Annotated in this window: 9 protein-coding genes; 6 read left to right on the top strand and 3 right to left on the bottom strand. The window is 68.6% G+C overall.

The window, feature by feature from the left end:
* Nucleotides 1–192 precede the first annotated feature (192 nt).
* Nucleotides 193–402, top strand: a complete 210-nt coding sequence (locus ABN273_RS16905) for a transposase (protein WP_349449793.1) — start codon at nucleotides 193–195, stop codon at nucleotides 400–402.
* A 158-nt stretch (nucleotides 403–560) separates the two neighbouring features.
* Here ABN273_RS16905 and ABN273_RS16900 read toward each other — a convergent pair whose 3' ends face one another.
* On the bottom strand, nucleotides 561–1,103 hold the full coding sequence (locus ABN273_RS16900; RefSeq protein WP_349449792.1) for a hypothetical protein: 543 nt from the start codon (nucleotides 1,101–1,103) through the stop codon (nucleotides 561–563).
* 717 nt (nucleotides 1,104–1,820) lie between these two features.
* Here ABN273_RS16900 and ABN273_RS16895 point away from each other — a divergent pair.
* From ABN273_RS16895 to ABN273_RS16880, 4 genes are read left to right on the top strand one after another with little or no spacing between them, the layout of a single operon-like run.
* Nucleotides 1,821–3,353 (top strand): TIGR02677 family protein, encoded by a 1,533-nt coding sequence (locus ABN273_RS16895; protein ID WP_349449791.1) that lies wholly within the window; start codon nucleotides 1,821–1,823, stop codon nucleotides 3,351–3,353.
* Complete coding sequence (locus ABN273_RS16890; protein WP_349449790.1) at nucleotides 3,350–4,501, top strand: TIGR02678 family protein; 1,152 nt, start codon at nucleotides 3,350–3,352, stop codon at nucleotides 4,499–4,501. Before ABN273_RS16895 ends, ABN273_RS16890 begins: the two co-directional genes overlap by 4 nt.
* Nucleotides 4,501–8,589, top strand: a complete 4,089-nt coding sequence (locus ABN273_RS16885) for a TIGR02680 family protein (protein ID WP_349449789.1) — start codon at nucleotides 4,501–4,503, stop codon at nucleotides 8,587–8,589. Before ABN273_RS16890 ends, ABN273_RS16885 begins: the two co-directional genes overlap by 1 nt.
* On the top strand, nucleotides 8,586–9,836 hold the full coding sequence (locus ABN273_RS16880) for a TIGR02679 family protein (protein WP_349449788.1): 1,251 nt from the start codon (nucleotides 8,586–8,588) through the stop codon (nucleotides 9,834–9,836). Before ABN273_RS16885 ends, ABN273_RS16880 begins: the two co-directional genes overlap by 4 nt.
* A gap of 555 nt (nucleotides 9,837–10,391) precedes the next feature.
* Here ABN273_RS16880 and ABN273_RS16875 read toward each other — a convergent pair.
* Both ABN273_RS16875 and ABN273_RS16870 read right to left on the bottom strand, forming a co-directional pair.
* Nucleotides 10,392–10,661: an integrase core domain-containing protein gene (locus ABN273_RS16875; RefSeq protein ID WP_349449787.1), complete on the bottom strand. Its 270-nt coding sequence runs from the start codon at nucleotides 10,659–10,661 to the stop codon at nucleotides 10,392–10,394.
* On the bottom strand, nucleotides 10,658–11,830 hold the full coding sequence (locus ABN273_RS16870; RefSeq protein WP_349449786.1) for an IS3 family transposase: 1,173 nt from the start codon (nucleotides 11,828–11,830) through the stop codon (nucleotides 10,658–10,660). The genes ABN273_RS16875 and ABN273_RS16870 overlap by 4 nt, the downstream gene beginning before the upstream one ends.
* Nucleotides 11,831–12,257: 427 nt before the next feature.
* Here ABN273_RS16870 and ABN273_RS16865 point away from each other — a divergent pair, with 427 nt between their 5' ends.
* A complete protein-coding gene (locus ABN273_RS16865; RefSeq protein WP_349449785.1) occupies nucleotides 12,258–13,871 on the top strand; it encodes an RICIN domain-containing protein in 1,614 nt (537 codons plus the stop codon).
* Nucleotides 13,872–13,951 lie beyond the last annotated feature (80 nt).

Genomic DNA, 13,951 nt, shown 5'->3' with positions numbered 1-13,951 from the left:
CAACCTCATCCGCCTGGATGCCTGGTGGAACGGACACCCGCTCGACCGGACCCGCACCAGCCACCTCGCCCGCCTCGAACTGGCAGAACTCGCTCTCGCAGCCTGAGACGAGTTAACCAGCAGGATCACGACTTCGCCCAAAACCAGATCTGGTGCGAGCTCGTCGCCCTGGCCTGCGAACTCCTCGCATAGATGCAGATGCTCGCACTGCCCAACACCACCGCCCGCACCTACGAGCCCAAACGCCTACGCCTGCGCCTGCGCCTGCGCCTGTTCGCAGTGGCCGGACGCCTGATCCGCGGCGGCCGACGCCTGCACATACGCATCGCTGCTCGATGGCCCTGGGCCAACACCATCCTGACCGCTCTGCAACGCCTGCAAGCTCTACCGGCACCGACTTGACCAGCAACAAGCCGCCCCTACCACCGGAAGGACACCCTCGGGCCTGTGGAACCCCGCCCACCCAGCGCGCCAGCCGGGCCACCACGTTGACCACAACGCGAAATCGAACTTCAGCCGAACCGTTCAGCTGACCACACCAAGATCACGAAACGTCGAGGCTAACGGTGCACCGACTCACTCCCCGACCACTTCCCGTAATACTTTCCCCAGTCAGTATTCAGGTAGCCTCGAACATCCACAAGGACGTGTTCGTATTTCAGCTTGATGGAGATGCGGAAATCTTTGAGGCTCCCCGTGTTGAAATATTTCTTGTATGCCACATTGGTTGAGTTCATTACCCGGATTCGCACTTGTGCGTGAGTGAAGAGATCACTGCTGTTGGGCTTATGTTTGACGTATCCCCGAAACGTCCACTTCTTTGCCCCTGTGCAACTGGTGCGATTAAACGCAGCCTTTGCGCTCTCGTTGCTCACCGTCCGAACCTTAGACGCCGCACAGTCTGCTTGTGCCGCGATCGAGGGCGCTGTCGCGGCTGGGGCTTCTGACGCAGCCGAAGCAGATGCGGCCGCCGGGGCTCCAGAGAGTCCGATCAGAATAAGACTGCCAGCTCCGATACTGAGAGCACGCTTCATTCCTAGCTCCGGTGGTTGTGTGGCCGCGCCTGCGAGTGCGGCCATCACGACGTTGGTCATCTTGAACATGTCTGATCCCCCTCGGGCGATAGCGGTTATGCTTTGGTGAACTGCTTGCCTCGCTGGTGCATGAACGGTTCCCCTTTAATCACGAGACGATCCCCTGCGCGGGGAATGCAGTGACAGTTCACAGGCATGGGACGCGTCGTGTCAGCATGTTTCGACTGGGAGGAAAACACCGAGGTCACGGCCGTGCGCGTGATTCATTCGGGCGGCCGGGCGCGAACGAGCTCGGTGCCGAGCGGGGTCGCCTGGTGCAGTATCAGGTAGACCCGGCGGGTGCTGGTGATCAGCCCGGCTTGCCGCAGGATGTGGGCGTGCTTGCTGGCGTTGGCCCAGGGATGCGACCTTACGCCGGGCGAGTTCTGTCGTGGTGCAGCCCGGCGTGGCCGCGATGCAGCGGAGCGTCTCGGCGGGGTCCTGCCGAGCAGCTCCACCAGAGGGTTGTTGACGGTGGCAGGTGGAAAGCGATGTAGCAGGCGAAGCCGACCACCATCGACGGCGTGCTCGCCGACTACCGCAAGACCGTCGAGCGAGCGAACCAGGTCATCGACGCCTGCCCAGACCTGGCCTTTCCCGCCACCGGCGCGCAGCGCACACCCTGATGCACCGAATCGCCGAACAGTGCGGCAGCGCGGTGACCGTACGGCGAGATTCTCCTACTATCTGTGAACATCTGGCACCAATAGGGCCGCGGTACTCTCTCCCGTCAGGAAAACTGGCACCATGGCCTTCCCGTCTCAAGAGCATCAGCCTTTCGCTCACCTGAGCGCTCCCAACGCTGCCCTCTACCGGGAGATCCTGCGCGTCTTCGCCCGGGCGAAGGAACGTTTCATCGTGCATCTGCGGCCGGAGGACGTGGCGGCGGAGTTGCGGCGGGACAACGACGATGCGCTCACGCAAGCCCTGGAGAAGCTGCGGGACTGGGGCAACCTGCGGGCCGACGCGGACACCGGCAGGGTCACCTCTGTGGAGGATTTCCACCGCAAGCGGTTCCTGTTCCAGCTCACCCCTGCGGGGCAGGCGGCCGAGCAGGCGATCGACTTCTACGAGGAGGCGATCGGGCGGCGTGGGGTGCTGCAGTCGGTGGCCCTGGGCGACATCGCCGAACAGCTGCAGGCGCTGACCCTTCTGGCTCAGGAGCAGGATCCTGACCCGGCCAGGGTTCATCTGCTCCTGCTCTCCCTCGCGGAGCGGTTTTCGTCGCTGGCGGACAACGCCCAGGCGTTCATGGCCTCGCTGCGCCGGGCGATCGATTTCTCCGACGGCGACGTGGCGGGGTTCGTTGCCTACAAGGAGCGGCTGATCGAGTACATCAACCGGTTCATCGCCGACCTGGCCAACTCCGGCGCGCGGATAGCGACCCTGCTGGCGCGGCTGGAGACGTGCGGGCATGAGGAGCTGCTGAGACTGGCCGCGCGCAGGGAGGCCGCCGACGCCATGCCCGACTGGGAGGAAGCCGCGGACGCGTACGGGAGGGCCGAGGAGGCGGCGTACTCCTCGTGGCTGAACCGCTGGCGAGGACTTCGGGACTGGTTCGTCTCCACGGATGTGGGCCGGCCGTCACAGGCACGGTTGCTGCGCCAGGCGGCGATCACGGCGATCAAGCAGCTCATCGACGCGGTCGGGCTGCTCAACGAGCGGAGGTCCGGACGCTCCGACCGATCCGCGGACTTCCGTGCCCTGGCTCGCTGGTTCGCCGAGGCGCCCGACGAAGCGGCGATGCACCGCTTGTGGCGGGCGGCCTTCGGTTTGACCCCGGCCCGCCACCTGACGGTCACCGCCGCCACCCTGGACGAGTGGCGGGAGGTCGGAGCCGGGACTTCCTGGCAGGACGCAGCGCCGATCAGGATCTCTCCCCAGCTCCGGCGTACCGGCTCCTACGAGCGGCGCGGCAAGCCCAACAAAGTGGCCGACCGCAGCCAGGCGCGCAGGCTGCTGCTGGAGCAGGCCGAGCGGGAGGCGGCCGAGACCGCCGCGGCCCGGGCCCGGCTCCGCACGGACGGGCCGGTGCTGCTTTCGGAGCTGAACGTGCTGGACCCGCGGGCGTTCCGGCTGTTCCTGGGGCTGCTGGGTGACGCGCTGGCGGCCCGGCGGCCCGGGGAGACGGAAGTGAAGACGGTGACGGGCGACGGCTCGATGGAGGTGCGGCTCACCCTTGTCCCCGATGGCGGCGAGGTCGAGATCCACACCGAGGACGGCGTGTTCACTGGACCTGAGCACGTGGTGGAGATCTCCGATCTTATGGTGGTCCGATGACGCCCGAGGAGGAGCTGGCCCAGCGGCGCGCCGCGCTGCGCGCCCTGCTGGCCAAGCCACTGCTGACGGCGCAGGACGACGCGGAGGCGCTGGTGCTGGTCCGCCGCCATCTGACCGAGCTGCGCAAGTGGCTCACCCGGGAGACCGGCTGGCGGCTGACGGTGGATTCGGGCGCCGCGCGGCTGTTCAAGGGTGTCGCGGACACGTCCGACGCCACCCACCCTGCCAGAGGCAAAGCGGGAGAACCGTACGGCAGGCGCCGCTACGTCCTGTTGTGCCTGGCGCTGGCCGTGCTGGAGCGGGCCGACGCGCAGACCACGCTCGGCCGCCTGGCCGAGGAGGTGCTGTCGGCGGCGGCGGAGCCCGAACTGGACTTCCACTTCACCCTCGACAGCCGTGCCGAGCGGGCGGATCTGGTGACCGTGGTGCGCACGCTGCTCGGCTGGGGCGTGCTGCGCAGAGTCGCGGGCGATGAGGAGGCGTATCTGACCTCGACCGGTGACGTGCTGTACGACGTGCGCAGGCCGGTACTGGCCGCGTTGCTCACGGGCACGCGAGGCCCATCGACGATCATCGCGGAGTCGTTCGAGGAACGGCTGGCCGAGCTCACCGCCGAGCCTGTCCCCGACACCGACGACCTGCGCAACCAGGCACTTCGCCGCAGGCTGACCCGCAGGCTGCTGGAGGACCCGGTGATCTACTTCGCCGACATGGACGAGGCAGAGCGTGCCTACCTGACCTCCCAACGGCACGCGATCACCCGCCGGATCGTGGAAGCCACCGGGTTGGTGGCAGAAGTACGCGCGGAGGGCATCGCGATGGTGGATCCTGACGACGAACTGACCGACGTGCGCATGCCCGAACAGCGCACCGACGGCCACGTGACGCTGCTGGTGGCCGAGCACCTCGCCACCCGCGGGGCATCAAGCATGGATGATCTGAGGGCATTCGTCCGGCAGGCCGCCCGTGACCATACGTCGTTCTGGCGCAAGGGCGTGACCGAGCCGGGCGCCGAGGACGGACTGCTGGCCACGGCCCTGGGCAAGCTCACGGCGCTGCGGCTGGTCCACGTCACGGAGGACGCGGCCGTGGGGCTGCCCGCCATTGCCCGTTACGCGCTGGACGAACCCGTCATCAAAGGACAGTGATGCCGCCTTCTCCGACCTCCGAGCGCTGGAAGCCGCTGCGCGCCGGACTCGTCGACATGTTCTACTACGACGTGGAGGAGTTCCACTTCCACGACGGCCGCCTGCTGCTGCGCGGCAACAACGGCACGGGCAAGTCCAAGGTGCTGGCCCTGACGCTGCCGTTCCTGCTCGACGGCGAACTCGCCCCGCACCGGGTCGAGCCCGACGGCGACCGGCAGAAGCGCATGGAGTGGAACCTGCTGCTGGGCGGCAGGCACCCGCACCCCGAGCGGCTGGGGTACGCGTGGATGGAGTTCGGCCGCCGCGCCGCTGACGGGAGCGAGGAGTTCCGTACGATCGGCTGCGGGCTGAAGGCGGTTAAGGAGCGCGGCATCGTCCGGCACTGGTTCTTCGTCACTCCCCAGCGCATCGGCCGCGATCTCCACCTGCTCACCTCCACTGGAGTGGTGCTCACCAGGGAGAAGCTGCGTGAGGCGATCGAGGGCCACGGCATGGTCCACGACCGGGCTGCCGATTACCGCAGGGCGGTGGACGGAGCGCTGTTCGGGCTCGGCGAGCACCGCTACGAGGCGCTGGTGAACCTCCTCATTCAGCTGCGGCAACCGCAGTTGTCCAAGAAGCCCGATGAGAAGCTCCTGTCGCGGGCCCTCACCGAGGCGCTGCCGCCGCTCAGCCCCGCTCTGATCGCCACGGTCGCCGAGGCGTTCCGCGGCCTTGACGAGGAGCGAGACGCGCTGCGCGGGCTGGAGGAGGCGCGCAGGGCGGCGGCCGACTTCCTCGTCCACTACCGCCGGTACGCCGCGGTCGCGGCCAAGCGCAAGGCTGCCGTCCCCCGCCTGGCGCAGAGCCGGTACGAGCACCTGGGCCGCGACCTCGGCGAAGCCGAGGCCCGCCATGCGGCCGCGGAGGCGGAGCTGGCCGCGGCCCAGCAGGTGCTGGAGGAGCTGGCAGCCCAGCGGAACCTGCTGGAGGCCCGCAAGGAGGCGTTGCGGCAGAGCCCCGAGATGCGTGACGCCGAGCGGCTCAAACACATGGGAGAGGAAGCCGGCCGGCTGGACTCCCATGCACGCCGGTGCGAGCAGGAGCGCGACCGCCTCACCGGCGAGACCCAGCGCCGAGAGCAGCGGGCGAGCACCGCCCTCGGCAAGGCCGAGGAGGCGGACCGGGAGCTGGACCAGGCCAGGGAGTCCGCGCTCGCGGCCGCCCGCGCGGCGGCGTTCGAGGCCGGGTACCTCGACATCATCGACTGGCACGCACTCGGCGAGCCGTCGGAGCAGGCCAGGGCCCGGCGGGAGGCCGAGACGCTGGCTGACCGCCAGGAGCAGGCGATCAACGAGCTGGAGCGGCTCATCGACACCGTCCGGCAAGCTCGGTTCCGGCTCGCCGCGGCCCGTACGGAGGTGGACCGGCTGACCGGCGAGCTGCAGTCCGCCGCCGAGCGCATCGAAGCCGCCGAGCAGGCCACCGGCGCGGCCACGGCCGGGCTGGTCCACGAGTACGCCCTGTACCTGGCCGGCCTGACCGAGCTGCGGCTGGACGACCCTGACGAGGTGCTCGCGACGCTGGAGGGCTGGGCCGTCTCCGTCGATGGTCCCAACCCAGCCGCGACGGCGGTCGACGACGCGGCCAGGAACGCCACCGACGCGCTCGGCCGCTTGGGCGCCGAACTGGAGGCGGAGCTGCGCGAGGCGAGGCGGGCCGCCGCATCCCTGACGGAGGAGATGGCCCGGCTGGAGTCGGGCGGTCACGACGCTCCGCCCACCCCGCACACGCGCGCCGCAGACGCCCGGCTCGGCCGTCCTGGCGGCCCGCTGTGGAAGGTGGTGGACTTCGCTGAGGCAGTGCCGGCCGCGCATCGGGCCGGGCTGGAGGCCGCCCTGGAGGCCGCGGGCATCCTGGACGCGTGGGTCACGCCCGACGGGCGGCTGCTTGCCGAGGACGACACCGTCATCGTGACCGGCGAGCCGCCGGCCGGGCCGTCGTGCTCCGCCGTCCTGCGTCCTGCCCTCGACCGCGCCGACCCGCAGGCCGCGGCCCTGTCCGACGCCGCCGTCGAGACCGTGCTCAAGAGCATCGGGCTCGGCCAGGGCGGTGGGACGTGGGTGACCGTGGACGGACGGTGGGCCAACGGCATGCTGGCAGGCTCATGGCGCAAGAACGACGCCCACTACATCGGCGAGGGCGCGCGAGAAGCGGCGCGGCGTGCCCGGCTGGCGGCTCTCCGAGCGGAGCTGGACCAGGTCGCCCAGCGGATCCATCGCCTCGGCGCCAACCTCGACGCGCTCGCCGCCCGGCGCGAGAGGCTCGCGGCCGAGCACCGGGCGCTGCCTCCGGACGCGCCGCTGCGCGAGGCCCACGTCAAGCTCGCCGCCGAGCACGAACGCCGGCGCGAACTCGACGCCCAGCACACCGCCGCGACAGGGGTGGCGCTCCAGCGGCAGAGCGAGCTGGAGGCCGCCGACAACCGGGCCGCCGAGTTCGCCGGCGACGTCGGGCTGCCTGCCGAGCCTCAGGCCTTGGCCGAGGTCAAGAGCGGAGTCGCTGGCTACCGGCTGGCACTGGCCCGGTTCTGGCCCGCCGAACAGGCGCGGCGAGCCGCGCACGAGGCCGCCCACGAAGCCGCCGACGATCTCGAACGAACCCGGAGCCGGCTCGACGACGCGGCCGAACTGGCGGTGGCGGCACGCGGCGAGGCGGACGCCGCGGCGGAGACCTACCGCGCACTGGTGGAAACCGCCGGCGCCGCGGTCGAGGAGCTGTTCCGCCGGCTCGACCAGGTGGAGCGAGAACTACGCGAACGCACATCAGCCGAGGGCGAGACCCGCCGCAGGGAACAGGCGGCTCTGCAGGAACGAGGCAAGGCCGAGGGCGTGCGCGACGCCCTGCGCGGCCAGATCGACGAGGCGACCACGGCACGCGACACCGCCGTACGGGAGTTCCAGGCGTTCGCCGCCACGGGACTGCTGCACGTCGCGCTCCCCGCTCTGGACGTGCCTGACACGGACGGCCAGTGGGCGGCCACCCCCACGGTGCTCCTGGCCAGGACGGCCAACGCCGAGCTCGACGCCGTGGACGACGGCGACGGCCCCTGGGACCGGGTGCAGAAGAAGGTGGCCGAGGAGCACAAGCTGCTGTCGGACGCCATGGCCAGACACGGGCACTCCGTCGGACTGACCCTGCGGGACGGGGTCATGATCGTGGACGTGCTGTTCCAGGGCCGCAGCAGGGACGTTCCCGGCCTCGCCGAAGCGCTGGCGGAAGAGACCGGGCACAGGGCCCGGCTCCTGTCGGCCAAGGAACGCGAGATCCTGGAGAACCACCTGCTCAACGAGGTCGCCGGAACGTTGCACGAGCTGATCGCCGCGGCCGAGTCCGAGGTCCGGGAGATGAACGCCGAGCTGGAGTCCCGCCCCACCTCTACCGGCATGCGCCTGCGTCTGGTCTGGAAGATCGCCAGGAACGCTCCTGAAGGGCTGGAGCGGGTCCGCGACAAGCTCCGGCAGACGGTGGACGCCTGGTCCGTCGCCGACCGCTCGGCCGTGGGCGCATTCCTCCAGGACAGGATCGCCCGCGAGCATGCCGACAACCCTGCCGCCGGATGGATGGAAGCGCTGACCCGGGCCTTGGACTACCGCGTCTGGCACGAGTTCGCGATCCAGCGGCTGCAGGATGGGCAATGGCGGGCCGCCACCGGACCGGCCTCCGGCGGTGAGAGAGTGCTCGCGGCGTCGGTGCCGCTGTTCGCCGCCGCGTCGGCCCACTACAAATCGGCGGGCAACCCGTACGCTCCGCGGCTGGTCGCCCTGGACGAGGCGTTCGCGGGCGTCGACGACGACTCGCGCGCCAAATGCCTGGGCCTGCTGGCCACGTTCGACATGGACGTGGTGATGACGAGCGAGCGCGAATGGGGTTGCTACCCGCAGGTCCCGGGGCTTGCGATCTGCCAGCTGTCCCGTCGCGACGGCGTGGACGCGGTGCTGGTCACCCCGTGGCGTTGGGACGGGCGCGAGCGGCGGCGAGCGGAGCGCCCGGTCACCGCGATGCCGGCCGCTGACATGGCCGTGGCACAGGACGACCTGCTCGCATGAGCGTCCAGGATGAGCGGTTGCGGCGGCTGCTCGGCGGTGACGACATCGCCTGGCTGGTCGATCGGGCACGCCGCCGCCTGGAACAGGGCAAGCCGCTGACCGGGACGGTGACGCTCACGGCCGCGACTTCCGCGCAGCGCCGCGCGGCCGAGGTGCTGCTCGGCCGCCGTGCGGGAGCCGGTTCTTCCCTGTCGGTCTCCTTGGACGAGGTGGACCGCATCCTGCGAGCGGGCGGCGTCACCGCAGGCGGGCTGCGCGAAGCCGTCGTACGACTGCGCGGCCCGATCCGGGACCAGGCTGGAGAGAAGGCCGCGCAGGCGGCGGCCTGGGAACGGGCCTTCGCCAGGCTCGACGCTCTCATCGCCGACCGGCCCGAGCTGTCCGGGTGGCGATCGTGGCTGGAGTCCACCGGACTGGTCAGAAGGCTCGCCGCCACAGCCCAAGAAGCACGTATCCTGCTCGACCGGTTGAGCGCCGTGCTGGAGCGACTGCCGTCACCGGGCACACCCCTCGGCCGGCTCGCCGCCGAGACCTGCGCAGACGCACACGCTCTGGACGAAGGACGCCCGCTGGCCACCCTCGCCCTATCCGCAGCCCGTGCCCTGTCCGGTCTGCCGCACGCGGGCGAAGGCGGCGCGGACGCCCGCCGCTCGGCCTGGGCCGCGGTCGGCGTGCACCTCGATGACCTGTCCTCCCTCGTCCTCTGCCTGGGGCTGCCAGGTGACGAGCGCTCTCCCACCGGACGCATGCTCAGCGCCGCCAGGGCTGCAGGCGAGCCGTGCGTGCTGACATTGCGTCAACTCCGCCGCCACGAAGCACCGCTGCGCGCAGACCTGGTCAGGATCTGCGAGAACCCGGTCGTGGTCGCCGCGGCGGCCGACGAACTCGGAGCCTCCTGCCCACCCCTGGTATGCGGCGGCGGCCGGCCATCGGCGGCCGCCTGGCGGCTGCTGGACCTTCTCGCGGCCGGCGGCGCGACGTTCGCCTACCACGGGGACTTCGACTGGGGCGGAATCGCTATCGCCGCCGCGGTCCACGAGAGAGTCGGGTTCCTGCCATGGCGCTTCGAAACCGCCTTCTATCAAGCCGTGCCCTCGTCGGCGCCGCTGTCAGGGCAGGTGCGCCCGACTCCCTGGGATCCGGAACTGGGCATCGCGATGGAGCGACGAGGCGTACGGGTCGAGGAGGAGCTCGTACTCGCCGAGTTGATCGCCGACCTGGACCCGAAGGGAGGTCGCAGGCACTAAGGCCCAGACTTTCTTGTGATCGTCGACCCGAGGGTCAGGTAGTCTCAGCCGCTCGGCACGTGTTCCCCGATCTACGGGACGGGGAAAGCGTCGGATGCCCGTGGACCAGTAACCGAACAAGCCCGGCGAAAGCACGGGCTCGAAGAAGAAACAGCACTGTCATGGACGCCATCAAGCACGCCGCGGCCCTCAAGGCGCGGCTGGTCACCAGCTGGCCTCCGGCGACACGGTCATCGACCGCTTCCTGCGCGCCCACCCCGGCCTGAGCCTGCAGGAGCGGGCGATGCTCCTCGGCTGGAGGGACGTGGTCGAAGGCATCTTCGAGGTTCGGGGAAAGACCAGGACGGCGTGATCCTGTTCAACCTCGTGGACGAGCTCACCTATCGCGCCCGGTCCAACTCAAACGGTTATACGTGCTGGTGTTCATCGAGCACGGCACCCGCAGACTGCACCTGGCCGGCGTGACCGCGCACCCGACCGGGGCATAAGCGGTACAGACCCGCACCTGGCCATGGTGTACCGCTCGAATATTGAGTTACGTGTCCTGAGCTGCGGTTAAGCGGCGTGGTGGTATTCGCTGATCATGCCGGCAACGACAGGTTTTCGGCGGACGATCGGCTGGTCGTTGAGGTCGGTCACGTCGTAGGCGGGCTGCGTTGCGATGTCCGGAGGCCTTTGACGCCGGGACTGGTGCGGCCGGTGCCGGTTGTAGTGGATCAGGTACTCCTGGAGCGCGAGGGCCAGGTGGCGTTCGTTGAGGATCAGGATCGGGTCCAGGAGTTCACGGCGCAGCGTGCCGATGACGCGTTCGCAGATGGCGTTCATCCTCGGCGTCCGCGGCAGCGTGGTGATGATCTGCAGCCCTTCCCTTCGGCTTCGAAGACCTCGCTGAAGGCGGAGGTGAAGAGCGGACGATCGTGGATCACGAATCGCAGCCCGGTGACGCGGTCACTCACGTCCATGACCAGGTTGCGGGCCTGCTGTACCGCCCAAGCTCCGGTCGGGTGCGGGGTCACTCCGGCCAGGTGCAGTCGCCGGGTGCCGTGCTCGATGAAGACCAGCACATACAGTCGTTTGAGCATTATCGTCTCGATCACGAGGAAGTCGCAGGCGATGATCGCGTGAGCTTGCGCGGTCAGGGACTGCCGCCAGCTCGGCCCGGCTCGGCGGGGTGCCGGATCGATACCGGCGGCGTGCAGGATCTCCCACACTGTGGAGGCGGCGATCGGGTAACCCAGGCGAGCCAACTCGCCTTGGATTCTTCTGTGTCCCCAGGTCGGGTTCTCCCGGGCCATCCGAATGATCAGTGCCTTGACCGGCTGGCGGGTGCATGGCCGTCCCGGGCGCTGTCTGTCCGTGAAGGTCCACTTACGCGCTACCAGGTGACGATGCCAGCGCAAGATCGTCGCCGGGGTGACCGGGAACACCTGCGCCCACCGGTGACGGCGAATCAGCCTCGACAATGCCGCAAGCCAGAGCCGGTCGGCCTGCGACCGTAAGAAGGTCCGCCAGGAAGTATCGCGATGCCGGGGCGCCGGGACGAAACGGCGCGAGCGCAGGATACGTCGCACAGTAGCCTCGCTGACCTGGAAACCGAGCCGCACCAACTCTCCGTGCACCCGTCGATGGCCCCACGCAGGGTTCTCCCGCGCCAAGCGAATGATCAAGTCACGAAGCTCCTCGCTCGCTCCTGGGCACCCGGGCCGATGCGGGTAGGTCCAGGCCCGACGCAGCAGACGACGATGCCACGCCGGCAACGTTGCAGGAGTGACCAGCCGATGAGAGCGCAGCACCGCCGGCAACCATCGAGCCAACGCCGCGAGAACAGCCCGATCGGCCCAATCCGGCCTCGGCGGTCCGACCTGACGCCGCAGCACCGCCACCTCGTGACGCAACACCATGATCTCCGCGTCCTTCGACGCTTGGCTGCGGCCCAGCAACATCAGCCAGCCGAATATCCGGAGCGTGGTCAGGTAAAGCAGGCGGACAAGCACAAGACGCGATCTTGTCTGCAGGAATGAACCTCGTCAAACCATAGGTCAGAGCCGCCGTAACTGCGTTTTGACGCGGTACAAGTACCCGTTGGGTGGCCGCCTCTTGACAAGCCCGATGGTTACGTAAACGCTCGGCGGCAAGACACCTGAATATCGCTCGCAATACGGTCGTCCCCGTCCCGCAGAGGATCCTGGCCCAATGTTCTTCGGTGGATCCACGGCATCTTTTGTTAACGCTAACAATCTCCTGCAGCGCAGGTTTCGGAGAGTGGTCCCGTGTCTCTGCGTCCAAAGCTCGCCGCGCTCGTCGTGGGTCCTGTTGAGGTCGGTCGCCGCCGGTGCGCAGTGAGATGCCCGCAGCAATCCGCTGCGCGCAACGAAGCGGTCGACCTCAGTCACCGCTGCCGTCGCTACACCGGTCCTGCTGTTGGAGCACGATGCGGCCCGAACGTGCGTCAGCAACACGATCTACACAAGTGAGGGTTCGACCCAGGAAGTCAGATCTAGTGATTGGAATCTCATGACACTGATCATGGCGTCTGATGGTTACTCATCAGGACCGTCGCGGAGCACCCGGTCGTCGCGCCGGTTACTGATCACCCTCGTGGTGACCGCGCTCACCGCAGTGACAAGCCTCGTCGTCTCCGCGCCGCCCGCCAATGCCGCCACCCGCCAATTCCGAGGCATGAACTGGGCCGTGCTGGGTGACAACTTCAGCACCGGCACGCTCGTCGTGCACGGCCTGAGCCAGTCCGACAGCAACGCGACAGTACAGGCCAAGGCCAACGCCCTCTACGACGACATGGCCTCCGCCATGGGGGTCAACACCGTCCGGCTGCCCATCAACACTCACACCGTGGCTAACACCACCTGGTGGAACGCCTACCGCGGCGCCATCGACGCCGCCACCGCCCGAGGATTCAAGGTCATCCTCGCCTATTGGGAGGACGGCGCCGCCTCCGGCGGCAGGATCACAAACCTCGCCGCATGGAACACGATGTGGTCCAGCGTGATCAACACGTACGGCTCGAACAGCAACGTCTACTTCGAACCGATGAACGAGCCGCACGGCTACACATCGGCGGAATGGCGCAACGTCGCAGCGAACTGGCTCAGCTATCACACCTCGGCAGTGCCCGGCCGGGTGCTCATCGGCGGCACCGGCTACAGCCAGGACCTGCGGGACATCTGCAACGACAGCCGCTTCAACTCGACGCTGCTGTCCTTCCACCACTACGCCTTCTTCTATAGCGCGATGACCTACGACGCGTTCCGAAGCCACATTCAGACGCGTCTGGGCAACTGCGCCTCCCGCGCGGTCGCAACCGAGTTCGGCGCGCCGATGTCCACCGGCCTCAACTACGGCGACGCGAACAGCACCGAAAACTTCGTGCGCCACATCCGCGCCATGGCCCAGGTCATGCGTGACAACCAAATGGGCGGCACCTACTGGCCCGCCCTCGGCGGCAAGCCGGGCGACATCGGCTACGACTGGTACTCGATGTACGCCCTGAGCGGCAGCGGCACCGATCTCAACTTGACCGTCCGCAACACCTCCGGCGCTGACCGGATCCGGTACGCCTGGGGCGACACCATCGACTCCACCCCTCCGCCGGCGCCGGGGACGGTCTACAGGATCAACGCGCGCCACAGCGGCAAGGCCATGGATGTCCAACAACCGAACACCGACAACGGTGCGCGCGTCGGCCAGTACACGTACGGCGGCAACGCGTGGCAGCAGTGGCAGTTCCAGGACGCCGGCAGCGGCTATTGGCGCATCATCAGCCGCCACAGCGGAAAGTGTCTTGATGTGGTGAGCGCTTCGACCGCCGACGGTGCCGAGCTCATCCAGTACACCTGTGGCACCGGCACCAACCAGCAGTTCCAGATGGTCGCCAACGGCGGCTACTTCCAGCTCCGGGCACGACACAGCAGCAAATGCGTGGACGTACCGGCCGCGTCGACCGCGGACGGCGTGATCCTCAAGCAGTATCCGTGCAACACCGGCACCAACCAGCAGTGGTCGCGCACGGCCGTCTGACGGTCGTCTCGGCGTGACCGCGGATCCGCGGTACGGCCCTGACGCCCCCGGTGCCGAGCTCGTGCTGTGTGCTCGGTGCC

The organism is Nonomuraea sp. B19D2, assembly GCF_040137845.1.
Taxonomy (GTDB): Bacteria; Actinomycetota; Actinomycetes; order Streptosporangiales; family Streptosporangiaceae; genus Nonomuraea.
This window is presented reverse-complemented; position numbering and strand designations above follow the sequence as displayed.